We start from the raw sequence: 25,329 nt of genomic DNA, 5'->3' as shown, positions 1-25,329 counted from the left end.
GCCACAGCCCTGGGCGCAAACACGGGCATGAAGGTCAGCGAAGTTGACGCATTGAATCTGCGTCGTAGGGAAGGTAAGTAAAGATGGTACAGGTGAGAGCACACCAGCCGATCAACACCGACGGCAGTATCAATCTCGAGGCTTGGCTCGATCACGCGGTCAGTATCGATCCGGCACTGGATCGCGAAGCCTTGAAAGCCGCCTGCGAGTTCGCTCGCGAGGCGGAACAGCAACACAACGCAGCGAAGAACCTGTGGTCCGAAGGCACCTCGAGTTTCCAGACGGGCCTGGAGATCGCCGAAATTCTCGCTGACCTCAAGCTCGACCAGGATTCGCTGGTGGCGGCGGTGCTGTACCGCGGCGTGCGCGAAGGGCAGATCCAGCTACCGGTGGTCAGCCAGCGTTTCGGCACGGTGGTGGCCAAGTTGATCGACGGCGTGCTGCGCATGGCGGCCATCAGCGCCAGCCTCAGCCCGCGCCAGTCCATGGTGCTGGGCACCCAGGGCCAGGTGGAAAACCTGCGCAAGATGTTGGTGGCGATGGTCGACGACGTGCGCGTCGCGCTGATCAAGCTGGCCGAACGCACCTGCGCGATCCGCGCCGTGAAGTCTGCCGATGACGAAAAACGCAATCGCGTCGCCCGGGAGGTGTTCGACATCTACGCACCCCTGGCCCATCGTCTTGGCATCGGTCACATCAAGTGGGAGCTGGAGGACTTGTCCTTCCGCTACCTGGAGCCCGATCAATACAAGCAGATCGCCAAGTTGTTGCATGAACGGCGCCTGGATCGCGAACGTTTCATCACCGATGTGATGACCCAACTGCGGGAAGAATTGCAGGCCACCGGCGTGGTAGCCGACATCAGTGGCCGAGCCAAGCACATCTACTCGATCTGGCGAAAAATGCAGCGCAAGGGTCTGGAATTCAGCCAGATCTACGACGTTCGCGCCGTTCGCGTGCTGGTTCCGGAAATGCGCGACTGCTACACCGCGCTGGGGATCGTCCATACCTTGTGGCGGCACATTCCGAAGGAGTTCGACGACTACATCGCCAACCCCAAGGAAAACGGCTATCGCTCGCTGCACACCGCAGTGATCGGCCCCGAGGGCAAGGTACTGGAAGTGCAGATCCGCACCCATGCCATGCACGAGGAAGCCGAGCTGGGTGTGTGTGCCCACTGGAAATACAAGGGCACTGACGTCAAGTCCGGGTCCAACCACTACGAAGAGAAAATCTCCTGGCTGCGTCAGGTGCTCGAGTGGCATGAGGAACTGGGTGACATCGGCGGCCTGGCCGAACAGCTGCGGGTCGATATCGAGCCGGACCGGGTCTACATCTTCACCCCCGACGGCCACGCCATCGACCTGCCCAAGGGCGCGACGCCGCTGGACTTCGCCTACCGGGTCCACACCGAGATCGGTCACAACTGCCGTGGCGCCAAGATCAACGGGCGGATCGTGCCGCTCAACTACAGCCTGCAGACCGGTGAACAGGTTGAGATCATCACCAGCAAGCACGGCACGCCGAGCCGTGACTGGCTGAACCCGAACCTGGGCTACATCACCACTTCGCGGGCGCGGGCGAAAATCGTCCACTGGTTCAAGTTGCAGGCCCGCGACCAGAACGTCGCCGCCGGCAAGACCCTGCTCGAGCGCGAACTCGGTCGCCTGGGCCTGCCGCAGGTGGATTTCGACAAGCTGGCCGAAAAAGCCAACATGAAAACCGCCGAGGACATGTTCGCCGCCCTCGGTGCCGGCGATCTGCGCCTGGCGCAGTTGGTCAACCTCGCCCAGCAACTGGTGGAGCCGGAGCGGGGCAACGAGCAACTGGAGCTGATCCCGCGCAAGGCCACCGGCTACAAGCCGGGCAAGCGCGGCGATATCCAGATCCAGGGCGTGGGCAACCTGATGACCCAAATGGCGGGCTGCTGCCAGCCATTGCCAGGGGATGCGATCGTCGGCTACATCACCCAGGGCCGTGGCGTGAGCATTCACCGCCAGGATTGTGCCTCGGTGCTGCAACTGGCCGGTCGCGAGCCGGAGCGGATCATCCAGGTCAGCTGGGGGCCGGTGCCGGTGCTCACCTACCCGGTGGACATCGTCATCCGCGCTTACGACCGATCCGGTCTGCTGCGTGACGTGTCCCAGGTGTTGCTGAACGAGCGGATCAACGTGCTGGCGGTCAACACCCGCTCGAACAAGGAAGACAACACTGCACTGATGTCCCTGACCATCGAAATTCCGGGGCTGGATGCGCTGGGGCGGTTGCTGGGGCGGATTTCCCAGTTGCCGAACATCATCGAGACACGGCGCAACCGGACGCCGGGTTAAGCGCAGTCCGAAAATGTGAGAGCCTGTGGGAGCAAGCTTTGCTCCCACAGGCTCTCACCACCGGCTGCTCCTATTGGATTATTTCCCACAGGGTTATTTGTGATGGGATGGATTGATGTACAGCCTTGAAGACCTGCTCCATCTGATGAACCGCCTGCGGGACCCGCAGTACGGCTGCCCGTGGGACATCAAGCAAACCTACCGGACCATCGTCCCCCATACCCTGGAAGAAGCCTACGAAGTGGCCGATGCCATCGAGCGCGGCGACTTCGATCACTTGCAGGGCGAGTTGGGCGACTTGTTGTTTCAGGTGGTGTACTACAGCCAGTTGGCCCGGGAAGAAAATCGCTTCGAATTTGCCGGCGTGGTCGACAGCATCACCCGCAAGCTGATCCGTCGCCATCCCCATGTGTTCCCTACCGGTGATCTGTACGCGCCCGTGGATATCCCGCGCCTGAGCGAAGAACAGGTCAAGCAGCGCTGGGAGGAAATAAAAGCTGAGGAACGAGCTGAGAAAGCGTCGGCGCCCGAGCAATTGTCGTTGCTCGACGATGTACCGGGGGCACTGCCTGCGTTGTCCCGTTCGGCGAAGTTGCAAAAGCGTGCCGGCCAGGTCGGTTTCGACTGGCCTGGCCCGCTGCCGGTGCTCGACAAAGTCCGTGAGGAATTGGACGAAGTGCTCGAAGCCATGGCCGACAACGATCCGGAGGCCATCAGCGACGAGATCGGCGATCTGCTGTTCAGCGTGGTGAACCTGGCTCGTCACCTCAAGGTCGACCCGGAAACCGCACTGCGCGACGCCAACGGAAAATTCGAGCGGCGGTTCCGATTTATCGAACAGGCATTGCGCGACACCCATCGTCCCATGGAAGATTGCACCCTCGAAGAGTTGGACGCCTTGTGGGGCGAAGCCAAACGTCAGGAAAAGAATTTGCCCAGCTGTGGCTGAGGCCGTTGCCTAAGTGAGTAAGCACCATGAGCCTTTCCCTTCGCGACCAGTTGCTCAAAGCAGGGCTGGTCAACCAAAAGCAGGCCAAGCAGGTCGGCAAAGAGAAACAGAAGCAGCAACGCCTGGCCCATAAAGGCCAGATCGAACTGGATGACTCCCAGCAGCGTGCCGCCCAGGAGGCCATGGCCGAAAAGGTCAAGCGCGACCAGGAACTCAACCGTCAGCAGCAGGAAAAGGCCGAACAGAAGGCCCGGGCCGCGCAGATCAAGCAATTGATCGAAGTCTCGCGCCTTCCGAAGCTGACCACTGAGGACTATTACAACTTCGTCGACGACAAGAAGGTCAAGCGCATCTCGGTCAATACCCTGATGCGCAACAAGCTGAGCAGCGGCTCGCTGGCGATCGTCCACCATGCCGGCGGCTACGAAGTGATCCCGCGCGAGGCGGCCCTGAAGATCCAGGAACGCGACCCCCAACGCATAGTCCAGCTCAACACCCAGACCGAAGAAGTGGATGCTGATGATCCGTACGCGGCGTATCAGATTCCTGATGATTTGATGTGGTAAGCCGGACAGCAAGCTAAACACAAAACCTGGAGCATCTGCAGAGGTCTCCAGGGAAACTGTGGGAGTCTGTGGGAGCAAGCTTTGCTCCCACAGGGGCATAGGTCCATGGGGTTTCTGTTGTTCAGGACTCTGCGGTCTCACGCGAGCGCTGCCGTTCCTCACGCTCCAGCTCGGCCTTGTAGCTGTGGGCGTCCGTTTCGGAGTGGAACATCCCCACCAGCAAATCCTGTTGATGCACATCCCAGATCCGGATACCGGCGGCAATACCTTCGTGGGACATGTGGGCGTCGTCGCGTTCAGTTACTTTCACAGTCATCTTGCAAGCTCCAATCTCTGTTATCTGCAGCAAGGCGTGTGCAGGACTTTGTTATAGATTTTGGTAGCGTGCTAAGTAAACGCTTCGGCGCGTTAAGAAGTTTTCATGAAAGTCGCACGCTTCCTGCAGGCCAGGCAGTGCGCGGCATTCGGTCGCAGGGGGCTTTCATGAAGAAGATTTCATGTGGGACACAATGCTCATGATGAAGGCCAATACCTGTGGGAGCGGGTGGCCATGAAATCCAGGCAACAAAAAGCCCCGCATGTGCGGGGCTTTTTGTTATCGGCGTCGATCAGCTGCCTTTCACGGTCTTGCCGTTGACCGTACCGTCCAGGAGCATGATGTTGTACTCCTTGCCGTCGGTCTCGACCTGTTGCAGGCGCACCAGCAGGTAGTCCCAGTCCTTGGCGAACCAGAGCACGGTGATGCGCTTGCTTTGTGTCGGGTCGCGCACGCGCTCGACCTTGATGGCGTCGATCTGGCCGGCCTTGGTGTCGACCTTTTCAGAGCCCAGGACGCGGAAGTCATAAGTATCGACTTCGCCATCGTCCACGACCTGATAGCTCATGCTTTTCTTGCCGGCTGCCACGTCGTGCTGCAGGGCCAACTGGTAAGTGGATTTATCGACCATGCCACGGTTGAGCGGCAGCTTGACCGCGTCGCCGCGATCGGTGCCGGTAACCATCTTGGTGTTCCAGTCGAAGTCCAGGTCGGCCTTCTTGGCCTTGCCCAGGCCACCTCGTTCGAAGTGGTAGGACTGCGGCAGCAGGGTGTCCTTGTCCAGGGTCAGGGTGCTTTCTTCAGTCAGGCTGGCGATGATCATCGAAGCCTTGAAGCTCAGCTTCCAGGTGCCGTTGGCCTCCTTGGTCAGGTTGCGCTCGGCGGTGCCGCTCATGGGCAACTGTTTCCAGTCGGCTGTGTAGCTGGCGGAGAATGGTTGAAGTTCTGCAGCCTGTGCCAGGGGCAGGGCAAGCAGAGCGCAAGCGAAGAGCAGGGCGCGACGCATAAAATCTCCTAGTATCGAATCAAATGGCCGCTGGCGGCGAGCAACTGGCCGTCCAGTGAGGCACCGCGATCGTCGAGGGTCAGCCTTCCTTCGGCAAACCAACGCACGGCCATCGGGTAGATCTGGTGCTCGCGGGCATGGACCCGTTGCGCCAGACTTTGCGGCGTGTCGTGCAACTCTACCGGTATTACTGCCTGTACGACCAGTGGTCCGCCATCGAGTTCCTCGGTGACAAAGTGCACCGAGCAGCCATGCTCCGTGTCTCCGGCCTCCAGCGCCCGCTGGTGAGTGTGTAACCCTTTGTATTTGGGCAGCAGCGAGGGATGGATATTGAACAGGCGGCCCTGGTAGTGACGCACGAAGCCGGCGCTGAGGATGCGCATGAAGCCTGCGAGGACCACCAGTTGCGGATTGAAGGTGTCGATCTGTTCGATCAGCGCGGCGTCGAAGGCTTCGCGGCCTTCGAACGCCTTGTGATCCAGGACTCGGGTATCGATGCCCGCTTCCTTGGCGCGTTGCAGGCCGTAGGCATCGGCGCGGTTGGAAATCACCGCGCGGATACGGACCGGGCTGTCGCCGGTCCGTGTGCTGTCGATCAAGGCCTGCAAGTTGCTGCCGGTGCCGGACAGCAGCACCACCACGTCACAGGTTGCGGACATCAGTGCGCCTTAAGGTTTTTCAGCTCGACCTGTGCAGCGCCTTCGGCCGCGGTGGCGATCTGGCCGATGACCCAAGGCTGTTCGCCGGCTTCACGCAGTACGTTCAGGGCCGTCTCGACGTGCTCCTGGGCCACGCAGATGATCATGCCCACGCCGCAGTTCAGCACGCGATGCATTTCGGTTTCATCGACATTGCCTTTCTCTTGCAGCCAGTCGAACACCGCCGGGCGGGTCCAGCTCGCCACGTCGACCACTGCCTGGGCGCCTTTTGGCAGGACGCGCGGGATGTTGTCCAGCAGGCCACCACCGGTGATGTGGGCCATGGCCTTGACGGCGCCGGTGTCCTTGATCAGCTTGAGCAGCGGTTTGACGTAGATACGGGTCGGGGCCATCAGCAGGTCGGCCAGTGGCTTGCCGTCGAGCTGGGTGTTTTCGATGTCGGCACCCGAGACTTCGATGATCTTGCGGATCAGCGAGTAGCCGTTGGAGTGCGGGCCGGAGGACGGCAACGCGAGCAGGGCATCGCCGGCGGCGACTTTCGAGCCGTCGATGATCTCGGCCTTTTCCACGACGCCGACGCAGAAGCCGGCCAGGTCGTAGTCTTCGCCTTCGTACATGCCGGGCATTTCAGCGGTTTCGCCGCCGACCAGGGAGCAGCCGGACAGCTCACAGCCGGCGCCGATGCCGGTCACGACCTGGGCGGCAGTGTCGACGTTCAGTTTGCCGGTGGCGTAGTAGTCGAGGAAGAACAGGGGCTCGGCGCCGCAGACCACCAGGTCGTTCACGCACATGGCCACCAGGTCGATGCCGATGCTGTCGTGCTTGTTCAGGTTCAGGGCCAGGCGCAGCTTGGTGCCAACGCCGTCGGTGCCCGAGACCAGGACCGGTTGCTTGTAGCCGGCCGGGATCTCGCAGAGGGCGCCAAAACCGCCCAGGCCGCCCATGACTTCCGGACGCGCAGTGCGCTTGGCGACGCTCTTGATGCGTTCGACCAATGCTTCACCGGCGTCGATGTCTACACCGGCGTCCTTGTAGCTCAGGGAGGGTTGCTTGCTCATGATCCAGGCCTTTAGGGGGGATTTCTGGGTAACGACCGACCGCCGGGGCCATTGAATAACCGTTGTACGAATTATTCCAGGTGCCCAGCCATTGCCGGTCTGCGAAGGCGCGCGATTTTATCAGGCTTGAGGGGCAGCGGCCATCCTCGCGCCGACGGGCAGGGACATATCCACGGAAAAAAACCGATATTTCTTATATTGGTACTGCGTAGCGCGTCTGTATAAGGTGTAGCGGTAACCGGTTATGGTGATGACCGTGCGAAACTTCCACCGGGCGTGTGAATGTTTTGCCGGGTGCTGTGGTCACAGCCATGCTCAATCTTCTTCACACGGCCTGTTCCAGCCGTTATGTCCGGGAATCTTCCATGCGTTTGTTCAAATTCTTGTCCGTGAGCTGCTTGTCGCTGATCAGCCTGGCGAGCCATGCCGAAACCGTCAATGGTCTCTATCAGGTGCTCGAACCGGTCACCAGCCAAACACCGGAGGAGCGCAACCAGGCGACGCTGCGCGCCCTGGATACTCTGGTGCTGCGCCTGACCGGCGACGCCAAGGCTGCCCAGAATCCCGGGTTGGCGGCACTGCGCCAGGACCCGCAGCAGATCATTCTTCAATATGGCTACGACGCCGGCCCGCCGGAAAGCCTCAAGGTGGACTTCGACCCGACGAGCACCGACCGGGCACTGCGCTCGGCAGGGTTGTCGCTGTGGAGCGCCAATCGGCCATCGATCCTGGGCTGGTGGCTGAACGACTCGGTCGAGGGCTCCAGCCTGGTGGGCGATGGCCAGGCCAGCGCCACACCATTGCGGCGTGCCGCCCAGCATCGAGGCCTGGCATTGCACCTGCCACTGGCGGACTTGAGCGAGCAGATCGTTGCCACCGCGCCGAACCTGGAAGGCAGTGACCCGGCGCCTTTGCGCGATGCCTCGGAGCGCTACGCAACAGACGCCTTGCTGGCGGTCCATGCCAAGGAAGAAGGCGAGCAGTGGCACGGCACCTGGCGCCTGTGGCTGGGCGATCAGCGCGAGCAGGGCACTGCCCAGGGTGCCAATGCTGCGGCCCTGGCCGACGCGGTCATGCTTGCGGTGAGCCAGCGCCTGGCGCCGCGCTTCGTCACCAAGCCGGGCGTGGCCACCGAGCAACTGCTGGAAGTGCAGGGCATGAACCTGGAGCGTTACGCGGCGCTTGGACGCCTGCTCGAACCGTTCGGTGGGCAGTTGCAGCGGGTTGAAGGCGACCGGATCTTCTATCGGGTCAACGGCAGTGCCGAACAACTTAAGGCGCAGTTGGCCCTGGCGAAACTGCAGGAGATCCCGCCCGGCGAAGACGTTGCGCCATTGCCTGTGGCGCCGCCCGCCGCCGATGGCTCGGCCCCGGTTGCAGCACCTTTGCCGGCGCCGGCAGCCAATCTGCGGTTCCGCTGGTAGGTTTTCTTTCTTTATATAGCTAGGAGTGGTTCATGGGCGATACGCGGCGTTGGTTCTGGTTGGGCGGGGTGGCCCTGCTGATTGCGCTTATCTATTTGCTGCATCCGATCCTGGCGCCGTTCCTGGTTGCGCTGTTGTTGGCCTATCTGTTCGACCCGGTGGTGGATCGCCTGGAAAAACTCGGTCTGTCGCGGACCTGGGGCGTGGTGGCAGTGTTCGCGCTGGCCACGCTGATCGTAAGCGCGCTGCTGCTGGTGCTGATACCGATGCTCGCCAAGCAACTGGTGCGCCTGTACGAATTGGCGCCGCAGATGCTCGATTGGTTGCAGCACAGCGCGGTGCCGTGGGTGCAGTCGAAGCTGGGGTTGGCGGACGGTTTCTGGAGGTTCGACAAGGTCAAGGCGGCCATCAGCGAGCACATGGGCCAGACTTCTGACATCGTTGGCGTAGTCCTGAGCCAGGCCACGGCCTCGGGCCTGGCGTTGATCGGTTGGTTGGCGAACCTGGTGCTGATTCCCGTGGTGGCCTTCTATCTGCTGCGGGATTGGGACCTGATGATGGCGAAGATTCGCAGCCTGCTACCGCGTCATCGCGAAGAACGCATCATGACCCTGACCGGCGAATGCCACGAAGTGCTGGGTGCATTCGTGCGCGGGCAACTGCTGGTGATGGTGGCCCTGGGCTTCATCTATGCGGCAGGGCTGATGCTGGTGGGGCTGGAGTTGGGGCTGTTGATCGGCTTGATCGCCGGCCTGGCCGCCATCGTGCCGTACATGGGCTTTGTGATTGGGATTGGCGCGGCGTTGATCGCCGGGTTGTTCCAGTTCGGTGGCGACCTGTACCCGATGGTGGGCATCGTCGCGGTGTTCATGATCGGGCAGGCCCTGGAAGGCATGGTGCTGACGCCGCTGCTGGTGGGCGATCGCATTGGCCTGCATCCGGTGGCGGTGATCTTCGCGATCCTGGCGGGGGGCGAGTTGTTCGGCTTCACCGGGATCCTGCTGGCGCTACCGGTGGCGGCGGTGATCATGGTGCTGGTGCGCCATATGCACGATTTGTACAAGGATTCAGATATCTATAGCGGCGTTGAAGACCCTGATCTTTAGAGCGAATGGCGGGCGGAGTGTCAGGGAAACTGACGCTGCGTGCCCTTGCCGCTGCAAACCTTTGATTTTGCTCGTGGTCCGGCGCATTGTGCGGTCCGCGCCACGGGTATAAACTTTGCTCACTTTACACAGAGGCCACTAACGGTTCCCGAGGAACTGTTCAGTCAGCATGAAACCGATTCAGCTGCCCCTAGGTGTGCGTCTGCGTGATGACGCCACCTTTATCAACTACTACCCAGGCGCCAATGCCGCAGCACTCGGCTATGTCGAGCGGCTTTGCGAAGCCGACGCCGGCTGGACCGAAAGCCTGATCTATCTGTGGGGCAAGGACGGGGTAGGGCGCACGCATCTATTGCAGGCCGCGTGCCTGCGGTTCGAGCAATTGGGCGAACCGGCGGTGTACCTGCCGTTGGCCGAGTTGCTCGACCGCGGCGTCGAGATCCTCGACAACCTCGAACAGTACGAACTGGTCTGCCTGGACGATCTCCAGGCCGTGGCCGGCAAGGCTGACTGGGAAGAAGCGCTGTTCCATCTGTTCAATCGGTTGCGCGACAGCGGTCGGCGTCTGCTGATCGCCGCGTCGACGTCGCCGCGGGAGCTGCCGGTGAAGCTGGCGGACCTCAAGTCCCGTCTCACCCTGGCGCTGATTTTCCAGATGCGCCCGCTGTCCGATGAAGACAAACTCCGCGCCTTGCAGTTGCGCGCGTCCCGGCGTGGCCTGCACCTGACCGACGAAGTCGGGCATTTCATCCTCACCCGGGGTACCCGCAGCATGAGCGCATTGTTCGAGCTGCTTGAACGCCTCGACCAGGCCTCACTCCAGGCCCAGCGCAAGTTGACTATTCCTTTTTTGAAAGAAACCCTGGGCTGGTAGAACCGTTGCAGGTAGTGGCTCATGGCCTTCTTTTGGCGCAACGGAACCCACGGTCCTGCCGGGCTGCAGGCCATGTGACGTTCAAAATGGGCTTAAGCGCTTAGATGTAAACGTAAAACCGAGAAGTCACATTTGCATCGATTGAATTTGCAAATGAGGTTGATAGAAGGCATAGTCTCGCCATCTTTACTACTTCAGCCACGGTCGTGCCCATGCTAAGTCGCTTCGCACCCCTCGTGCCTCTCGCACTCGTTACCCTGTTGTTTGGTTGCGCTGCCCACTCCCCAGTGTCCCAGCAAGAGCAACAACCACAGGTCAAGAACTCCGTTACCGCCCAGTCTTCCTCCGTTGCGCTCCAGGAAGAAATGGCCTCCGACAAAGAGCTCGAAGCCTTCACCGACAGCAAGCCTTACCAGCTTCCAGTACTGGCCGACAGCATCCTGGAGCGCGGCATGTCGTTGATCGGTACCCGCTACCGTTTCGGCGGTACCTCTGAAGCCGGCTTCGATTGCAGCGGTTTCATCGGTTATCTGTTCCGCGAAGAGGCCGGTATGAACCTGCCGCGTTCCACTCGCGAAATGATCAACGTGAACGCCCCACTGGTGGCTCGCAACCAACTTGAACCCGGTGACCTGCTGTTCTTCAGCACCAACGGTCGTCGCGGTCGCGTCAGCCACGCCGGTATCTACCTGGGCGACAACCAGTTCATCCATTCCAGCAGCCGCCGCAGCGGTGGCGTGCGGATCGACAACCTGGGCGACAGCTACTGGAGCAAGACCTTCATCGAAGCCAAGCGCGCCCTCGCCATGGCACCGACTGTGGTCACTGCTCGCAAGTAAGCGCACAGTTTGTAAGGCAAACTTAAAGTCTTACTTGAAGTTTGCCTCATAGCCGCTAGAATCCATGATCATTGATTGATGGCAATCCGCCTGCGTACTCCGCGGGCGGATTTGTTTTCATGTCCACGGCAGAAAAGCCGCATCCAGATCAGGATTGTTCTGCATATGTCGACGTCGGCCCGCCTCGCTCTAATGTTTCTTGCCGCGCTGCTCAGCGCATGCGCCAGCCGCACTCCGCCGCCTGCTCCAGTGCGGGCCCCGGTGGTCTTTGCACCCTCGCAATCCTTTTCCCCGGTCGCCGAAGACGTGCTCTTCCGGGCGCTGGGTTTGGTGGGTACGCCTTATCGCTGGGGCGGCAACACGCCGGATTCGGGTTTCGATTGCAGTGGCCTGATTGGCTATGTGTACCGCGACGTTGCCGGCATTTCCCTGCCGCGTTCCACCCGCGAGATGATCGGCATGCGTGCCCCGGATGTCGGCAAGGAAGCCTTGCAGACTGGCGATTTGATTTTCTTCGCCACCAACGGCGGCTCCCAGGTCAGCCATGCCGGGATCTATGTCGGTGAGGGCCGTTTTGTCCATGCGCCGGCCACAGGCGGCACGGTCAAGCTCGATAGCCTGTCCAAGGCCTATTGGCAGAAGGCCTATCTGGGCGCCAAGCGTGTGTTGCAGCCGGAGCATCTGGCGCGTAATCCCTGAGTTGTTGTTGCCCTGATCTGTGGGAGCAAAGCTTGCTCGCGAAACAGGCGGCTCGATCTCTGAGAGACCGCATCGCCTTCATCGCGGGCAAGCCTTGCTCCCACAGGTCAGGAGTAAATCCCCTCGCCACAAGGGGGGTGTCGCTTTATTTACCTGACACCCGCCAGATCTTGTTCCCCACATCATCGGCCACCAGCAACGCGCCTTGCTTGTCGATCACCACGCCCACTGGCCGGCCCTGGGCTTTTTCGTCGGCGTTCAGGAAGCCGGTCAGCACATCCACGGGTTGCCCCACCGGCTTGCCGCCGTTGAATGGTACGAAAATCACTTTATAACCACTGTGGGGCTTACGGTTCCAGGAACCGTGCTGGCCGACGAAGGCCCCTTCGGTAAACGGTGCAGGTAAGGTGCTGCCCTCGGCAAAGGTCAGGCCCAATGAGGCGGTGTGAGGGCCGACGGCGTAGTCCGGGGCGATGGCCTTGGCCACCAGGGCCGGGTTCTGTGGTTCGACCCGGACATCGACGTTTTGCCCGTAGTAACTGTAAGGCCAGCCATAAAAGGCACCTTCCTTGACCGATGTGATGTAGTCCGGCACCAGGTCGCTGCCGATCTCATCGCGCTCGTTCACCGCTGTCCAGAGCGCGCCGCTGCGGGGCTCCCAAGCCAGGCCGTTGGGGTTGCGCAAGCCCGAGGCGAAGATGCGGTGATTGCCGCTGGCACGATCCACTTCCCAGATGGCGGCGCGACCTTCTTCGGCCTCCATGCCGTTTTCCGCGACGTTGCTGTTCGAGCCAGTGGTGACGTACAGCTTGCTGCCGTCGCGGCTGGCAATCACATTCTTGGTCCAGTGATGGTTGATGGAGCCCCCCGGCAAGTCGACGACCTTGGTCGGCTGTGCCTTGATCTGCGTGTCACCGTCCCGATAAGGGAAGCGGATCAGCCGGTCGGTGTCGGCCACGTACAGGTCATTGCCGACCAGGGCCATGCCGAACGGTGAGTTGAGGTTTTCCAGGAACACCGTGCGGGTTTCGGCGATGCCGTCGTGATTGGCATCGCGCAGCAGTGTGATGCGATTGGGGCTGGGCACGCCGGCACCGGCTCGGCCCATGACTTTTTTCATCACCCAGCCCCGGATGCCCTTGGCATCGTCCGGCTTGGGCGGGGCGTTGGTTTCGGCCACCAGCACATCGCCATTGGGCAACACATAGAGCCAGCGTGGATGATCAAGCCCTTCAGCGAACGCGCCCACCTGCAGGCCCTGGGCCGGGGTCGGCTTGGCGCCTTGCGGCCAGCCGATGGCTTCGGCGATGTTGACGGTGGGGATGAGGGTCTTGTTCGGCTCGGGCAGTTTCGGCGCTGGACCGGTGCCGTCGGACACTTGCAAGGTGGACGACTCGCCACAGGCGACAAGTCCGGCGGCAAGGGCGACGATCAGAAGATGAGGTGGCTTGAGCATGCTGGCTTCCCTATGAATGCATGTAGTTATTCATAGAGGAGCGTAGACGCGTGATGGTTCAACCGCGGGTAGGCCCGGTCAGCCAGGCAAGCAAGCTCCCTGTGAGAGCTTGCTTGCACAGTTCCTTGTCGAATGAATCAACCGTGGGCCTGTTTGAACAGCACCGCAATGCCAGGATGGTAATGACCGGCTTCGTTGCGCAACTTGCGGTAGGCGTAAGGGAAGTACCAGGCCACGGCGCAGGTGTTTTCCTTCTGCAGGTCGTCGATCATGTCCTGCAATTCTTCGGGCGTGGCGCTTTGCTGGGCTTTTTGCGGCGAGACGAACAGGCAGCCTAGCTTCAGGTCGCTGGCATAACTGATGCGCTTGGCATCGCTGGTGGCTTCCAGCAGCGGCTGCGTCAGGTTCAGGTTATTGACCTTGGGCCAGCGCTGAGTGGCCTGGATGAAGGCGCGCTCCTCGGTGTTGGCGATGAACAGATCGGCGCTGACGTTGCGTTCGCCTTCTTCATTCTGCTTGCGGGTCGGCGCGTTCTGCAGCGTGACCATCTCAGCCATCCAGGCGGCGGCCGACAGCAATCCGAGGTTGGCTTTTTCATCGAACCAGTAAGGCGTGTCGTTATCGCCACGTACGGCGTTGTAGCGGTCGATACAGTCAAACCAGCGTTCCAGCATCGGGCGCAGGAATTCCAATTTCGGATTGCTGATGAGCATGCCTTGCATGTTTTGCCCTCTTGTTGTTGTGATATCGGGTCGTAATGTCGCTTTGATATCACTTGCTGCAGAATCACACAAGATTGGCGTCATTTTATTGATCGGCGCCAATGATTGCCCCGACAGGCGGCTTTAATTGACGCTCCACCCCCAACCCTCTAACCTTCGCGGCTTGTTTCAGGTGCTCTGTGGCTGCGGTCGACAGAGTGAAACAGGGAAGCCGGTGAGTGCACACGAACCCGGCGCTGCCCCCGCAACGGTAAATGAGTCAACGCTGCGCTTTGTGGCCACGCAGGCCACTAACCACTGTGTCGCAGACATGGGAAGGCGCGCAGCCAGGCACCACGCCGCTCATGAGCCCGGAGACCGGCCTGATTCATCCAACGGCATCACGGTGGGCGATGCCAGGCTTGTTGCCGTCTTTTTTTGTGCCCGCCCGCCGTTATCCAATCCAAAACGGAGGCTTCCCATGACCGACTCCCTCATCACCGATACGTCTGATCGCGACGAACGCCACCTGGCGCGCATGCTGCGCAAGAAAGCCGTGATCGACGAGCGCATCGCCAACTCGCCAAATGAATGCGGCTTGTTGCTGGTGCTGACGGGCAACGGCAAGGGAAAGAGCAGCTCGGCGTTCGGCATGCTTGCGCGGTCCATGGGCCACGGCATGCAATGCGGCGTGGTGCAGTTCATCAAGGGGCGCAACAGCACTGGTGAAGAACTGTTCTTCCGTCGTTTCCCGGAGCAGGTGCGCTTTCACGTCATGGGTGAAGGGTTCACCTGGGAAACCCAGGACCGCCAGCGCGACATCGCTGCCGCCGAAGCCGCCTGGGCAGTATCGCGCCAGTTGCTCAGTGATCCGTCCATCGGCCTGGTGGTGCTCGACGAGTTGAACATTGCCCTCAAGCACGGTTACCTCGACCTCGATCAAGTGCTGAGCGATCTGCAGGCTCGCCCACCGATGCAGCACGTGGTGGTGACCGGTCGCGGCGCCAAGCCCGAGATGATCGAGCTGGCCGATACCGTGACTGAAATGGGCATGATCAAGCATGCGTTCCAGGCGGGTATCAAGGCGCAGAAAGGCGTCGAACTGTGAGCGATCCCGCCATGACCCGCCGCCACTGTCCGGCGGTGCTGATCGCAGCGCCAGCCTCGGGCCAAGGCAAGACCACCGTGACTGCTGCGCTGGCCCGCTTGCATCGTAACCAGGGGCGCAAGGTGCGCGTATTCAAATGCGGCCCGGACTTCCTCGACCCGATGATCCTGGAGCGGGCCAGCGGCGCGCCGGTCTATCAGTTGGACATGTGGATGGTTGGCGAGCAGGAAAGTCGCCGACTATTGTGGGAAGCCGCTGCCGAAGCGGACCTGATCCTGATCGAAGGGGTGATGGGGCTGTTCGACGGCACCCCGTCAAGCGCCGACCTGGCGCGACATTTCGGCGTGCCGGTGCTGGCGGTGATCGATGGCACGGCCATGGCCCAGACCTTCGGCGCGCTGGCCCTGGGCCTGGCCCGTTATCAACCCGACCTGCCGTTCGCCGGGGTTCTGGCCAACCGGGTCGGCACCTTGCGCCACGCGCAATTGCTCGAAGGCAGCCTGACCGAAGGCCTGCGCTGGTACGGCGCGCTGTCCCGGGAAACCGGCATCGAATTGCCCAGCCGTCATCTGGGGTTGGTCCAGGCCAGCGAGTTGAACGACTTGGACGTGCGCCTCGACGCGGCCGCCGAGGCCCTGGCCGGCAGTTGCGAAGTGGCGCTGCCGCCAGCGGTGGAGTTCGCCGCGCCCGAGGTGATCGCCGTTGAGCCGTGGCTCGCCGGTGTGCGCATCGCCGTGGCCCGTGACGAAGCGTTTGCCTTCACTTATGGCGCGAGCCTTGATCTGCTTCGAGCCGTGGGCGCGCAGTTGAGCTTCTTTTCGCCGATGCATGACAGCGAACTGCCCGAGGCGGACAGCCTTTATCTGCCTGGCGGTTATCCAGAGCTGCACCACGTTGCGTTGGCGGGGAACGCGCCGATGCTCGCGGCGATCCGTGCCCATCACGCAGCCGATAAACCGTTGCTCGCCGAATGCGGCGGCATGTTGTATCTGCTGGATTCATTGACCGATGTCGAAGGCGTGCGCGCCGAACTGCTGGGTTTGCTGGCTGGCGATGCGCAGATGCAAAAGCGCTTGGCGGCCCTGGCGCTGCAATCGGTGGACTTGCCGGAAGGCACCTTGCGTGGGCATACCTATCATCATTCGCTGACCAGTACCGAACTCGAACCGATTGCCCGTGGCCATAGCCCCAACGGCGGGCGTGGGGCGGAAGCGGTGTTCCGGCAGGGGCGGATGACGGCTTCCTATGTGCATTTTTATTTTCCGTCCAATCCCAAGGCGATTGCTGCGTTGTTTGCGCCTGATCCTGAGACCGCTATCGCGAGCAAGCTCGCTCCCACAGGGGACCCAGTGATCTCAAGTGCAACGCTAGCCAATGTGGGAGCGGGCTTGCTCGCGAAGAGGCCATGACAGACACCGCTTTCTCTCAAGCCGAACGCGACGCCATCTACCGCGCCATCGCCGAACGCCGTGACATGCGCCATTTCATCGGTGGCACGGTTGAGCCGGCCTTGCTTCGCCGTCTGCTGGAAGCCGCGCACCAGGCCCCTAGCGTCGGCCTGATGCAACCGTGGCGATTCATCCGCATCAGTGACCGCGCCTTGCGTGGGCAGATCCGCGAGCTGGTGGAGCAGGAACGCATTCGCACCGCCGAGGCCCTGGGCGAGCGCAGCGATGAATTCATGAAGCTCAAGGTCGAAGGTATCGACGACTGCGCCGAAGTGTTGGTGGCGGCGTTGATGGAGGATCGCGAGCGGCACATCTTCGGTCGTCGGACCTTGCCGGAAATGGACCTGGCCTCGCTGTCCTGCGCGATCCAGAACCTGTGGCTGGCCTCCCGCGCCGAAGGGTTGGGGATGGGCTGGGTGTCGCTGTTCGAGCCCCAGGCCCTGGCCGACCTGCTGGGCCTGCCCGCCGGGGCCAAGCCGCTGGCGATCCTCTGCCTGGGGCCGGTCGAGGGTTTTTACCCGGCGCCGATGCTCGCCCTGGAGGGCTGGGCGCAACCGCGTCCGCTCAATGAACTGCTGTATGAAAACCATTGGGGAGTGAGCCCATGAGCGTGGCGTTGCTCAGTGCTGCCGCAGTGGCGCTGGATGCGCTGCTGGGCGAGCCCCGGCGCTGGCATCCGCTGGTGGCGTTCGGCGGCTTTGCCGATCGCATCGAACAACGTTTCAATTCCGGAGGTCGCGGTTGGCGCAGCCATGGGGTGACGGCGTGGATCATCGCCGTGGTGCCGTTGACCTTGCTCGCCACGGCCCTTTCGTGGGCGCCGATGGTGGGCTGGCTGGTGGAGATCCTCGCCTTGTACTGTGCCCTCGGCCTGCGCAGCCTCGGTGAACATGTCGAGCCGGTGGCGCGGGCGTTGCGCAGCGGTGATCTGGACGAGGCGCGCAAGCGTGTCGGCTATCTGGTCAGCCGCGAAACGGCTGAACTGGATGAAACTGCCGTGGCCCGCGCCGCCACCGAGTCGGTGCTGGAAAATGGCAGTGACGCGGTGTTCGCCGCGCTGTTCTGGTTCGCCGTGGCCGGCGCGCCCGGGGTGGTACTGTACCGCCTGAGCAATACCCTTGACGCCATGTGGGGCTATCGCAACGAACGCTTCGAGCGCTTCGGTTGGGCGGCGGCAAAAATCGATGATGGGCTCAACTACATTCCGGCGCGCCTGGTGGCGCTGACCTACGCGCTGCTCGGCAAAACCCGTCTGGCGCTCAAGTGCTGGCGCACCCAGGGGCCGACCTGGGACAGTCCCAACGCCGGGCCGGTGATGGCCGCCGGTGCCGGGGCGCTGGGTGTCGAGTTGGGCGGGGCGGCGGTTTATCACGGCGAACTGCACCAACGTCCAGCGCTGGGCGAGGGCGTGCCGGCGAGTGCGGACGCTATTGATCGCGGCTGGCAATTGGTCCAGCGCGGCGTATGGTTATGGCTGCTGATTCTCTGCCTGGGAGCTGAGTTTTATGCTTGAGCACGGTGGCCGTTTGCGCAACGCAGCCCGGCAATACGGCATTGCCGAGGCTGACTGGCTCGACTTGTCGAGCGGCCTGGCGCCGTGGCCGTTCGACGTCCCGGCGATTCCCCTGCGGGCCTGGGCGCGCCTGCCGGAAACCGATGACGGCTTGGAACAGGCTGCCTGCGATTACTACGGTGCGTTGGATGTGCTGCCGGTGGCCGGTTCGCAGATGGCCATCCAGCTGCTGCCACGTCTGCGCCGGGCCGGCAAGGTCGGTGTCTTGTCGCCCTGTTACGCCGAGCACGCCGAAGCCTGGCGCCGCAGCGGCTACATCGTGCGCGAAGTGCTGGAGTCGGAGGTGGATTTCTTTCTCGACAGCCTCGACGTGCTGGTGGTGGTCAATCCGAACAACCCAACCGGCCTGAGCCTTGCGCCCGAGCGCTTGCTGGACTGGCATGCCCGCCTGGCCCAGCGCGGTGGCTGGCTGGTGGTGGATGAAGCTTTCATGGACGTCACCCCGGCACTGAGCCTGGCGGCGCACACCCATCTGGTCGGGTTGATCGTGCTGCGTTCTTTCGGCAAGTTCTTTGGCCTGGCCGGGGTTCGCCTGGGGTTTGTATTGGCCGAACGCCGCTTGCTCAAGTTGCTCGCCGAACAGGTCGGGCCGTGGGTCGTCAGCGGGCCGACCCGGGTGCTGGGCCAGGCGTGCTTGCGCGACACCGACGCCCACGCGCGCCAGCGCCAACGCTGCGAAGCCACCAGCGATCGCCTGGCGCTGATGCTCGAACGCCACGGCTTCAAGCCGCAGGGCGGCTGCGGATTGTTCCAATGGTTGGTCACCGAACACGCCCTGGGGCTTCACGATTTCATGGCCCATCGCGGCATTCTCCTGCGCTTGTTTACAAACACCAGCAGCCTGCGCTTCGGGCTGCCCGCCGACGACAGCGAATTTTTGCGCCTCGAACAGGCCTTCGAGGCCTATGCCAAGGACACTCAATGACCACAGTGATGGTGCAGGGCACCACGTCCGATGCCGGCAAAAGTACCTTGGTCACGGCTTTATGCCGCTGGGTCCGGCGCCAGGGTGTGAGCGTGGTGCCGTTCAAACCGCAGAACATGGCCCTCAACAGCGCCGTGACGGCCGACGGCGGCGAAATCGGCCGCGCTCAGGCGGTGCAGGCCCAGGCGGCGGGGCTCGAACCGCACACCGACATGAACCCGGTGCTGCTCAAGCCCAACAGCGACACCGGCGCCCAGGTCATCATTCATGGCCGCGCCGTGACCACCATGAATGCGGTGGCTTATCACGATTACAAATCCATCGCGATGCAAGCTGTGCTGACCTCCCACGCGCGCTTGAGCGCGACCTATCCCGTGGTGATGGTGGAGGGCGCCGGCTCGCCGGCCGAGATCAACCTGCGTGCCGGCGACATTGCCAACATGGGCTTTGCCGAGGCGGTGGATTGCCCGGTGCTGCTGATCGCCGATATCAATCGTGGCGGAGTGTTCGCCCATCTGGTCGGCACCCTGGAGCTGCTTTCGCCCAGCGAGCAGGCGCGGGTCAAGGGTTTCATCATCAACCGTTTTCGCGGCGACATCGCCTTGCTGCAACCGGGCCTGGATTGGCTGGAGGCGCGCACCGGCAAACCGGTGATCGGCGTGTTGCCGTATGTGATGGACCTGCACCTGGAAGCCGAGGACGGCCTCGACCAGCGCCAAACCGACAAGGCTGAACAGGTGCTCAAGGTGGTGGTGCCGGTGTTGCCGCGCATCAGCAACCACACCGATTTCGATCCACTGCGCCTGCACCCGCAGGTCGACTTGCAATTCATCGGCCCCGGCCAGCCTATCCCGTCGGCCGACCTGATCATCCTGCCCGGTTCGAAAAGCGTGCGCAGCGACCTGGTCTACCTGCGCGCCAACGGTTGGGAGACAGCGATCAATCGTCACCTGCGCTACGGCGGCAAGCTGCTGGGCATCTGCGGCGGTTTGCAGATGCTCGGCCAGCAGGTCCACGATCCGTTGGGGCTGGAAGGCGCGGCCGGTTCCAGTGCCGGACTGGGCCTGCTGGATGTCGAAACGACGCTGGAACACGAGAAGCAATTGCGCAATGTGCGTGGGCGACTGGCCTTGGAAGAGGCTGAGGTCAGCGGTTACGAGATCCACGCTGGCGTGACCACCGGCCCGGCCCTGGAAAACCCGGCGGTGCATCTGGAGGACGGTCGTTGCGACGGTGCCCAGAATCTCGACGGGCAGGTGTTAGGCACCTACTTGCATGGGCTGTTCGAATCGCCCCAGGCCAGCAGCGCGTTGTTGCGCTGGGCCGGGTTGCAGGATGTGCAGGCGGTGGACTACCACGGGTTGCGCGAGCGGGACATCGAGCGGCTGGCGGATCTGGTGGAGCGGCATCTGGATACTGGGGTGTTGCGTGAACTTTGTGGGATTTGAGGTGGCTGTACCGGCCCCTTCGCGAGCAAGCCCGCTCCCACATTGGATCTCTGATGACCACAGAATTCATGTACACCCTAGATCAACTGTGGGAGCGAGCTTGCTCGCGATGGGGCCGGCAGCAACACCGCCATTTGAAAGGTAAAACACCATGCTGCAACTGATCCTCGGCGGCGCCCGTTCCGGCAAGAGTCGCCTGGCGGAAAAGCTCGCCACAGACACCCATATGCCAGTGACCTACATCGCCACCAGCCAACCCCTGGATGGCGAGATGAACGCGCGAGTCGCTCAACACCGCGCACGGCGCCCAGCCGAATGGGCGCTGGTGGAGGAGCCCCTGGCCCTGGCGCGGGTGCTGCAGGAAAACGCCGCCCCCGGGCAATGCCTGCTGGTGGATTGCCTGACCCTTTGGCTGACCAACCTGCTGATGCTCGACGACCCCGAGCAACTGAACGCCGAACGCGAAGCACTGCTGGACTGCCTGGCCGTGTTGCCCGGGGAGATCATTTTTGTCAGCAACGAGACCGGCATGGGTGTCGTGCCGCTGGGCGAGCTGACTCGCCGTTACGTCGATGAAGCCGGTTGGCTGCATCAAGCCTTGGCCGAACGTTGTCAGCGCGTCGTGTTGACCGTCGCCGGCCTGCCCCTGACTCTCAAAGGTACTGCGTTATGAATCACAGCTGGTGGCTGGACCCGTGCAAGCCCGTCGATACCCAGGTCCTGGAGCAGGCTACGGCCCGTCAGCAACAACTGACCAAACCGACGGGCTCCCTGGGCCGGCTGGAATCGGTGGCGGTGCAGCTGGCGGGCCTGCAAGGGCAGGTCAAGCCGAATCTGGAGCGGCTGTGGATCGCGATTTTTGCCGGTGACCATGGCGTGGTGGCCGAAGGCGTATCGGCCTATCCCCAGGAGGTCACCGGGCAGATGCTGCTCAACTTCGTCAGCGGCGGCGCGGCCATCAGCGTCCTGGCGCGGCAGCTGGGGGCGTCGCTGGAAGTGGTGGACCTGGGCACCGTCACGCCTTCGCTGGATCTGCCCGGCGTACGGCACCTGAACGTCGGGCCGGGCACGGCGAATTTTGCCCATGGTCCGGCAATGACCTCGAGCCAGGGCGAGCAGGCCTTGCACGCTGGACGCGACAGCGTGGCCCGTGCCGTCGCCGCCGGAACGCAGTTGTTCATCGGTGGCGAGATGGGCATCGGCAACACCACCGCTGCCAGTGCCCTGGCTTGCGCGTTGCTCGAATGCCCGCTGGCCCATCTGGTCGGGCCGGGCACGGGTTTGGACGCGGCGGGTGTCAGCCGCAAGGCCCAAGTCATTGAGCGCGCCCTGGCGCGGCACGGTGCTCAGGGCGACGACCCATTGCAGGCCCTGTTCAACCTCGGCGGTTTTGAAATCGCAGCCTTGGTTGGCGCTTATCTGGCCTGTGCCCAGCAGGGCGTCGCGGTGCTGGTGGATGGTTTCATCTGCAGCGTCGCGGCCCTGGTGGCGGTGCGGCTCAATCCCGCGTGCCGGCCGTGGTTGCTGTTCGGCCATCGCGGTGCCGAACCGGGCCATCGCCACGTGCTGGAAACCCTCGGTGCCGAACCGCTGCTGGAGCTAGGCCTGCGCCTGGGCGAGGGCAGTGGTGCGGCGTTGGCGGTACCGCTGTTGCGCCTGGCCTGTGATCTGCACGGGCAGATGGCGACGTTTGCCGAAGCGGCCGTGGCGGATCGTCCGGCATGACCTTGCGCCTGGACCTGCTGCGTCACGGCGAAACCGAGCTGGGCGGCGGCTTGCGCGGCAGCCTCGACGATGCCTTGACGGCCAGGGGCTGGGAGCAGATGCACGCGGCTGTCGCCCAAGGCGGGCCCTGGGATCGCCTGGTCAGCTCGCCGTTGCAGCGTTGCGCCCATTTCGCCGAGCAACTGGGTGGCCGACTCGGTGTGCCGGTGCAGCTGGACAAAGACCTGCAAGAGTTGCATTTCGGCGCCTGGGAAGGCCGCAGCGCAGCGGCGTTGATGGACACCGACGCCGAAGCGCTAGGGCAGTTCTGGGCCGATCCCTATGCCTTTACACCGCCCGAGGGCGAGCCGGTGCTGGCGTTTTCCAGCCGCGTGCTGGCGGCAGTCGAACGCCTGCACACGGCCTATGCCGGACAGCGAGTCTTGCTGGTCAGCCATGGTGGCGTGATGCGCCTGCTGCTGGCCCAGGCCCGAGGCCTGCCTCGGGAGCAATTGCTCAATGTCGAGGTTTGCCATGGCGCACTGTTTTCCCTGGCGGTGTCGGCAGGGCCTGTGCTCAAAGAGGCGGATTGACGATGTTGCCTTTCTGGATCGCCTTGCAATTTCTCAGCAGCCTGCCGGTGCGCCTGCCCGGCATGCCCGAGCCTGAACAGCTGGGCCGTTCGCTGTTGTTCTATCCGGTGGTGGGGCTGTTGTTCGGCGGGCTGTTATGGGCGTTGGATGCGTTATTGTTCGGCGCGCCGTTGCTGCTTCATGCTGCACTGTTGCTGATGGCCTGGGTGCTGCTTAGCGGTGGGTTGCATCTGGATGGTTTGGCCGACAGCGCCGATGCGTGGCTCGGCGGTTTCGGCGATCGCGAACGGACGTTGCTGATCATGAAGGATCCGCGCAGCGGGCCGATTGCCGTCGTGACGCTGGTGGTGGTGTTGCTGCTCAAATGGGCTGCGCTGGTGGCGTTGATCGAGCAGGGGCAGGCTTTGGCGTTGCTCATCGTGCCGATGTTGGGGCGTGGCGCATTGCTGGGATTATTCCTGACGACATCGTATGTGCGTGCCGGTGGGTTAGGCCAGGCGCTCGCCGATTACCTGCCGCGACGCTCGGGTTGGCAGGTGTTGTCGGCCTGTGCGCTGGGGTGCTTGCTGCTGTTGGGCTGGGCGGGGCTGTGGATGTTGGTGGTTGCCGCGCTGGTGTTCATCGGGTTGCGGTGGATGATGCTGCGCAGGCTGCAAGGATGCACCGGGGATACGGCGGGCGCCTTGCTGGAGCTGCTGGAAGTGGCCGTTCTGGTAGCGTCGGTGTTGAGTTGAATCTGGATCTAGCTGGCAGGGCTGTGTTCATTTAAATTTGCATTCATTCAGTCGCGGGTATATACACGCATCATGCTTCCTTCCCAATGTCTGTGCATCAACCTGCGTCGTGCCGCTCGTGGCGTCAGCAGGTATTACGACGGCGCCCTCGACGGCTTCGGGATCAACGTTGCCCAGTATTCTTTACTGAGCAACCTGGCGCGCCTGGACCAGCCGAGCATTTCTTCCCTGGCCGAGGCCATGGGCCTGGACCGCAGCACCCTGGGACGAAACCTGCGGGTGCTGGAAGGCGAAGGGCTGGTGGCGCTGGCCGAGGGTGACGACCTGCGTAACCGCATCGTCGTGCTCACTGAAACGGGGCAGGCCCGGCTCGCGGCGGCGTTGCCGGCCTGGGAAGCGGCGCAGCAGAAACTGATTGATAAGCTGGGCGCCGAAAAGCGTGCGACCTTGCTGGCCTTGCTGGATGAACTGGCGTGAAGCCGGTTTGTTCGATAATAAGTGGGTATATACCCGCGATCGGAGAACAAGAATGACATCGATGTGGCGTACCTGTGGTTGGGTCCTGGTGGGCAGCGCGCTGATCCTGGCGTTGTCCCTGGGCATACGGCATGGCTTCGGCCTGTTCCTGGCGCCCATGAGTGCCGAGTTCGGCTGGGGCCGTGAGGTATTCGCCTTCGCCATTGCCTTGCAGAACCTGATCTGGGGCCTGGCGCAGCCTTTCACCGGCGCGCTGGCCGATCGCTTCGGTGCGGCGAAAGTGGTGTTGATCGGTGGCGTTCTCTATGCCGTCGGCCTGGTGTTCATGGGTATGGCTGACTCGCCATGGTCGTTGTCATTGAGTGCGGGTCTGTTGATTGGTATTGGCCTGTCTGGCACGTCGTTTTCGGTGATCCTCGGCGTGGTCGGCCGGGCTGTGCCGCCGGAAAAACGCAGCATGGGCATGGGTATCGCCAGCGCCGCCGGTTCCTTCGGCCAGTTCGCCATGTTGCCCGGCACGTTGGGGCTGATCGGTTGGCTCGGTTGGTCGGCGGCGTTGTTGGCGCTGGGGCTGCTGGTGGCGTTGATCGTGCCGCTGGTGAGCATGCTCAAGGACGCGCCGTTGCCGGTCGCCGGCCATGAGCAAACCCTGGTCGAAGCCTTGCGTGAGGCGTGCAGTCATTCCGGGTTCTGGCTGCTGGCGGTTGGCTTTTTCGTTTGCGGGTTCCAGGTGGTGTTCATCGGCGTGCATTTGCCGGCATACCTGGTGGACCAGCACCTGCCAGCCAGCGTCGGCACCACCGTGCTAGCCCTGGTCGGGTTGTTCAATATCTTCGGCACCTACACGGCGGGCTGGCTGGGCGGACGCATGTCCAAGCCACGCCTGTTGACCGGGTTGTACCTAGTGCGTGCGGTGGTGATCGGCTTGTTCCTGTGGTTGCCCGTGACCACCACGACGGCGTACCTGTTTGGCATGGCGATGGGCTTGCTGTGGCTGTCGACCGTGCCGTTGACCAACGGCACGGTGGCGACCTTGTTCGGTGTGCGAAATCTCTCGATGTTGGGTGGGATCGTGTTCCTGTTCCACCAGTTGGGCTCGTTCCTAGGTGGATGGTTGGGCGGGGTGGTATACGACCGTACCGGCAGCTACGACTTGATCTGGCAGGTGTCGATCCTGCTCAGCCTGTTGGCGGCGGCGTTGAATTGGCCAGTACGTGAACGTCCGGTGGCGCGCCTGCAAGTCCAGGCCGGCGCAGCATGAGTCGCATTGGCCCGTGGTTGATCGCTATCGGTGCCGGCCTGCTGCTGGCATTTGCCTGGTGGGGGTGGCATCAGG

Annotated in this window: 26 protein-coding genes and 1 riboswitch; of the genes, 20 read left to right on the top strand and 6 right to left on the bottom strand. The window is 62.6% G+C overall.

Annotated elements, in window-relative coordinates:
* The first annotated feature begins 83 nt into the window (after positions 1-83).
* From relA to AC09SL_RS09270, 3 genes are all read left to right on the top strand, one after another.
* Entirely contained in the window at positions 84-2,330 is a 2,247-nt protein-coding gene (relA, locus tag AC09SL_RS09280) for a GTP diphosphokinase (protein WP_058542575.1), read from the top strand.
* A 115-nt stretch (positions 2,331-2,445) separates the two neighbouring features.
* Positions 2,446-3,279, top strand: coding sequence for a nucleoside triphosphate pyrophosphohydrolase (gene mazG / locus AC09SL_RS09275; RefSeq protein ID WP_058542576.1), 834 nt, complete (start codon positions 2,446-2,448; stop codon positions 3,277-3,279).
* Positions 3,280-3,305: 26 nt separating this feature from the next.
* On the top strand, positions 3,306-3,845 hold the full coding sequence (locus AC09SL_RS09270) for a DUF2058 domain-containing protein (protein WP_058542577.1): 540 nt from the start codon (positions 3,306-3,308) through the stop codon (positions 3,843-3,845).
* Positions 3,846-3,966: 121 nt separating this feature from the next.
* Here the strand turns inward: AC09SL_RS09270 and AC09SL_RS09265 are convergent, their stop codons facing one another.
* From AC09SL_RS09265 to purM, 4 genes are all read right to left on the bottom strand, one after another.
* Positions 3,967-4,161, bottom strand: coding sequence for a hypothetical protein (locus tag AC09SL_RS09265; RefSeq protein ID WP_058542578.1), 195 nt, complete (start codon positions 4,159-4,161; stop codon positions 3,967-3,969).
* Between the two features lie 292 nt (positions 4,162-4,453).
* The gene (locus AC09SL_RS09260) at positions 4,454-5,167 is read right to left on the bottom strand and encodes a DUF3108 domain-containing protein (protein WP_058542579.1); all 714 of its coding nucleotides are present in this window, start codon (positions 5,165-5,167) and stop codon (positions 4,454-4,456) included.
* 8 nt (positions 5,168-5,175) lie between these two features.
* Positions 5,176-5,826, bottom strand: coding sequence for a phosphoribosylglycinamide formyltransferase (gene purN, locus AC09SL_RS09255; protein WP_014339750.1), 651 nt, complete (start codon positions 5,824-5,826; stop codon positions 5,176-5,178).
* Positions 5,826-6,884, bottom strand: a complete 1,059-nt coding sequence (gene purM, locus AC09SL_RS09250; RefSeq protein ID WP_058542580.1) for a phosphoribosylformylglycinamidine cyclo-ligase — start codon at positions 6,882-6,884, stop codon at positions 5,826-5,828. The genes purN and purM overlap by 1 nt, the downstream gene beginning before the upstream one ends.
* A 365-nt stretch (positions 6,885-7,249) precedes the next feature.
* On the opposite strand from purM, the gene AC09SL_RS09245 reads away from it, so the two are divergent.
* The 5 genes from AC09SL_RS09245 (at position 7,250) to AC09SL_RS09225 (ending at position 11,826) form a co-directional block, all read left to right on the top strand.
* The gene (locus AC09SL_RS09245) at positions 7,250-8,308 is read left to right on the top strand and encodes a DUF2066 domain-containing protein (RefSeq protein ID WP_058542581.1); all 1,059 of its coding nucleotides are present in this window, start codon (positions 7,250-7,252) and stop codon (positions 8,306-8,308) included.
* A gap of 32 nt (positions 8,309-8,340) precedes the next feature.
* The gene (locus AC09SL_RS09240; RefSeq protein WP_058542582.1) at positions 8,341-9,414 is read left to right on the top strand and encodes an AI-2E family transporter; all 1,074 of its coding nucleotides are present in this window, start codon (positions 8,341-8,343) and stop codon (positions 9,412-9,414) included.
* Positions 9,415-9,583: 169 nt separating this feature from the next.
* The gene (hda, locus tag AC09SL_RS09235; RefSeq protein ID WP_003178999.1) at positions 9,584-10,288 is read left to right on the top strand and encodes a DnaA regulatory inactivator Hda; all 705 of its coding nucleotides are present in this window, start codon (positions 9,584-9,586) and stop codon (positions 10,286-10,288) included.
* Positions 10,289-10,500: 212 nt separating this feature from the next.
* On the top strand, positions 10,501-11,127 hold the full coding sequence (locus tag AC09SL_RS09230; RefSeq protein WP_058542583.1) for a C40 family peptidase: 627 nt from the start codon (positions 10,501-10,503) through the stop codon (positions 11,125-11,127).
* 165 nt (positions 11,128-11,292) lie between these two features.
* Positions 11,293-11,826: a C40 family peptidase gene (locus tag AC09SL_RS09225; protein ID WP_058542584.1), complete on the top strand. Its 534-nt coding sequence runs from the start codon at positions 11,293-11,295 to the stop codon at positions 11,824-11,826.
* 145 nt (positions 11,827-11,971) lie between these two features.
* Here AC09SL_RS09225 and AC09SL_RS09220 read toward each other — a convergent pair whose 3' ends face one another.
* Both AC09SL_RS09220 and AC09SL_RS09215 read right to left on the bottom strand, forming a co-directional pair.
* Entirely contained in the window at positions 11,972-13,282 is a 1,311-nt protein-coding gene (locus AC09SL_RS09220) for a PQQ-dependent sugar dehydrogenase (protein WP_058542585.1), read from the bottom strand.
* A gap of 137 nt (positions 13,283-13,419) precedes the next feature.
* Complete coding sequence (locus tag AC09SL_RS09215; RefSeq protein ID WP_058542586.1) at positions 13,420-14,004, bottom strand: hypothetical protein; 585 nt, start codon at positions 14,002-14,004, stop codon at positions 13,420-13,422.
* 153 nt (positions 14,005-14,157) lie between these two features.
* A riboswitch (cobalamin riboswitch) is annotated at positions 14,158-14,384 on the top strand.
* A gap of 80 nt (positions 14,385-14,464) precedes the next feature.
* On the opposite strand from AC09SL_RS09215, the gene cobO reads away from it, so the two are divergent.
* The 12 genes from cobO to AC09SL_RS09155 all read left to right on the top strand — a co-directional run bounded on the left by cobO (position 14,465) and on the right by AC09SL_RS09155 (position 25,254).
* Positions 14,465-15,091 carry a cob(I)yrinic acid a,c-diamide adenosyltransferase gene (cobO, locus tag AC09SL_RS09210; RefSeq protein ID WP_189664816.1) on the top strand — a complete coding sequence of 209 codons (627 nt, stop codon included), beginning with the start codon at positions 14,465-14,467 and terminating at the stop codon, positions 15,089-15,091.
* Between the two features lie 11 nt (positions 15,092-15,102).
* Positions 15,103-16,500 (top strand): cobyrinic acid a,c-diamide synthase CobB, encoded by a 1,398-nt coding sequence (locus AC09SL_RS09205; RefSeq protein WP_064107105.1) that lies wholly within the window; start codon positions 15,103-15,105, stop codon positions 16,498-16,500.
* On the top strand, positions 16,497-17,147 hold the full coding sequence (gene bluB / locus AC09SL_RS09200) for a 5,6-dimethylbenzimidazole synthase (RefSeq protein ID WP_014339739.1): 651 nt from the start codon (positions 16,497-16,499) through the stop codon (positions 17,145-17,147). Before AC09SL_RS09205 ends, bluB begins: the two co-directional genes overlap by 4 nt.
* Positions 17,144-18,052, top strand: coding sequence for an adenosylcobinamide-phosphate synthase CbiB (cbiB, locus tag AC09SL_RS09195; protein WP_057448595.1), 909 nt, complete (start codon positions 17,144-17,146; stop codon positions 18,050-18,052). Before bluB ends, cbiB begins: the two co-directional genes overlap by 4 nt.
* Complete coding sequence (gene cobD, locus AC09SL_RS09190; RefSeq protein ID WP_058543999.1) at positions 18,045-19,037, top strand: threonine-phosphate decarboxylase CobD; 993 nt, start codon at positions 18,045-18,047, stop codon at positions 19,035-19,037. The genes cbiB and cobD overlap by 8 nt, the downstream gene beginning before the upstream one ends.
* Positions 19,034-20,485, top strand: coding sequence for a cobyric acid synthase (locus tag AC09SL_RS09185; protein ID WP_058544000.1), 1,452 nt, complete (start codon positions 19,034-19,036; stop codon positions 20,483-20,485). Before cobD ends, AC09SL_RS09185 begins: the two co-directional genes overlap by 4 nt.
* A gap of 151 nt (positions 20,486-20,636) precedes the next feature.
* Positions 20,637-21,158 (top strand): bifunctional adenosylcobinamide kinase/adenosylcobinamide-phosphate guanylyltransferase, encoded by a 522-nt coding sequence (cobU, locus tag AC09SL_RS09180; RefSeq protein ID WP_058544001.1) that lies wholly within the window; start codon positions 20,637-20,639, stop codon positions 21,156-21,158.
* A complete protein-coding gene (gene cobT, locus AC09SL_RS09175) occupies positions 21,155-22,210 on the top strand; it encodes a nicotinate-nucleotide--dimethylbenzimidazole phosphoribosyltransferase (protein ID WP_058544002.1) in 1,056 nt (351 codons plus the stop codon). The genes cobU and cobT overlap by 4 nt, the downstream gene beginning before the upstream one ends.
* On the top strand, positions 22,207-22,782 hold the full coding sequence (gene cobC, locus AC09SL_RS09170) for an alpha-ribazole phosphatase family protein (RefSeq protein ID WP_058544003.1): 576 nt from the start codon (positions 22,207-22,209) through the stop codon (positions 22,780-22,782). The genes cobT and cobC overlap by 4 nt, the downstream gene beginning before the upstream one ends.
* Positions 22,783-22,784: 2 nt before the next feature.
* Positions 22,785-23,516 (top strand): adenosylcobinamide-GDP ribazoletransferase, encoded by a 732-nt coding sequence (locus tag AC09SL_RS09165; protein WP_058544004.1) that lies wholly within the window; start codon positions 22,785-22,787, stop codon positions 23,514-23,516.
* 72 nt (positions 23,517-23,588) lie between these two features.
* On the top strand, positions 23,589-23,993 hold the full coding sequence (locus AC09SL_RS09160) for a MarR family winged helix-turn-helix transcriptional regulator (RefSeq protein WP_003204618.1): 405 nt from the start codon (positions 23,589-23,591) through the stop codon (positions 23,991-23,993).
* A gap of 52 nt (positions 23,994-24,045) precedes the next feature.
* On the top strand, positions 24,046-25,254 hold the full coding sequence (locus tag AC09SL_RS09155; protein ID WP_064107103.1) for an MFS transporter: 1,209 nt from the start codon (positions 24,046-24,048) through the stop codon (positions 25,252-25,254).
* The last annotated feature ends 75 nt before the right edge of the window (positions 25,255-25,329 follow it).

Source organism: Pseudomonas sp. PF05, from assembly GCF_056521845.1.
The sequence above is the reverse complement of the archived record's forward strand: the minus strand, read 5'-3'. Positions and strand labels throughout refer to the sequence as shown.

What these genes read in the sequence shown, in the direction of transcription:
- relA (WP_058542575.1), top strand. Translation starts at nt 84, where the DNA reads ATGGTACAGGTGAGAGCACACCAGCCGATCAACACCGACGGCAGTATC.
- mazG (WP_058542576.1), top strand. Translation starts at nt 2,446, where the DNA reads ATGTACAGCCTTGAAGACCTGCTCCATCTGATGAACCGCCTGCGGGAC.
- AC09SL_RS09270 (WP_058542577.1), top strand. Translation starts at nt 3,306, where the DNA reads ATGAGCCTTTCCCTTCGCGACCAGTTGCTCAAAGCAGGGCTGGTCAAC.
- AC09SL_RS09265 (WP_058542578.1), bottom strand. Translation starts at nt 4,161, where the DNA reads ATGACTGTGAAAGTAACTGAACGCGACGACGCCCACATGTCCCACGAA.
- AC09SL_RS09260 (WP_058542579.1), bottom strand. Translation starts at nt 5,167, where the DNA reads ATGCGTCGCGCCCTGCTCTTCGCTTGCGCTCTGCTTGCCCTGCCCCTG.
- purN (WP_014339750.1), bottom strand. Translation starts at nt 5,826, where the DNA reads ATGTCCGCAACCTGTGACGTGGTGGTGCTGCTGTCCGGCACCGGCAGC.
- purM (WP_058542580.1), bottom strand. Translation starts at nt 6,884, where the DNA reads ATGAGCAAGCAACCCTCCCTGAGCTACAAGGACGCCGGTGTAGACATC.
- AC09SL_RS09245 (WP_058542581.1), top strand. Translation starts at nt 7,250, where the DNA reads ATGCGTTTGTTCAAATTCTTGTCCGTGAGCTGCTTGTCGCTGATCAGC.
- AC09SL_RS09240 (WP_058542582.1), top strand. Translation starts at nt 8,341, where the DNA reads ATGGGCGATACGCGGCGTTGGTTCTGGTTGGGCGGGGTGGCCCTGCTG.
- hda (WP_003178999.1), top strand. Translation starts at nt 9,584, where the DNA reads ATGAAACCGATTCAGCTGCCCCTAGGTGTGCGTCTGCGTGATGACGCC.
- AC09SL_RS09230 (WP_058542583.1), top strand. Translation starts at nt 10,501, where the DNA reads ATGCTAAGTCGCTTCGCACCCCTCGTGCCTCTCGCACTCGTTACCCTG.
- AC09SL_RS09225 (WP_058542584.1), top strand. Translation starts at nt 11,293, where the DNA reads ATGTCGACGTCGGCCCGCCTCGCTCTAATGTTTCTTGCCGCGCTGCTC.
- AC09SL_RS09220 (WP_058542585.1), bottom strand. Translation starts at nt 13,282, where the DNA reads ATGCTCAAGCCACCTCATCTTCTGATCGTCGCCCTTGCCGCCGGACTT.
- AC09SL_RS09215 (WP_058542586.1), bottom strand. Translation starts at nt 14,004, where the DNA reads ATGCAAGGCATGCTCATCAGCAATCCGAAATTGGAATTCCTGCGCCCG.
- cobO (WP_189664816.1), top strand. Translation starts at nt 14,465, where the DNA reads ATGACCGACTCCCTCATCACCGATACGTCTGATCGCGACGAACGCCAC.
- AC09SL_RS09205 (WP_064107105.1), top strand. Translation starts at nt 15,103, where the DNA reads ATGACCCGCCGCCACTGTCCGGCGGTGCTGATCGCAGCGCCAGCCTCG.
- bluB (WP_014339739.1), top strand. Translation starts at nt 16,497, where the DNA reads ATGACAGACACCGCTTTCTCTCAAGCCGAACGCGACGCCATCTACCGC.
- cbiB (WP_057448595.1), top strand. Translation starts at nt 17,144, where the DNA reads ATGAGCGTGGCGTTGCTCAGTGCTGCCGCAGTGGCGCTGGATGCGCTG.
- cobD (WP_058543999.1), top strand. Translation starts at nt 18,045, where the DNA reads ATGCTTGAGCACGGTGGCCGTTTGCGCAACGCAGCCCGGCAATACGGC.
- AC09SL_RS09185 (WP_058544000.1), top strand. Translation starts at nt 19,034, where the DNA reads ATGACCACAGTGATGGTGCAGGGCACCACGTCCGATGCCGGCAAAAGT.
- cobU (WP_058544001.1), top strand. Translation starts at nt 20,637, where the DNA reads ATGCTGCAACTGATCCTCGGCGGCGCCCGTTCCGGCAAGAGTCGCCTG.
- cobT (WP_058544002.1), top strand. Translation starts at nt 21,155, where the DNA reads ATGAATCACAGCTGGTGGCTGGACCCGTGCAAGCCCGTCGATACCCAG.
- cobC (WP_058544003.1), top strand. Translation starts at nt 22,207, where the DNA reads ATGACCTTGCGCCTGGACCTGCTGCGTCACGGCGAAACCGAGCTGGGC.
- AC09SL_RS09165 (WP_058544004.1), top strand. Translation starts at nt 22,785, where the DNA reads ATGTTGCCTTTCTGGATCGCCTTGCAATTTCTCAGCAGCCTGCCGGTG.
- AC09SL_RS09160 (WP_003204618.1), top strand. Translation starts at nt 23,589, where the DNA reads ATGCTTCCTTCCCAATGTCTGTGCATCAACCTGCGTCGTGCCGCTCGT.
- AC09SL_RS09155 (WP_064107103.1), top strand. Translation starts at nt 24,046, where the DNA reads ATGACATCGATGTGGCGTACCTGTGGTTGGGTCCTGGTGGGCAGCGCG.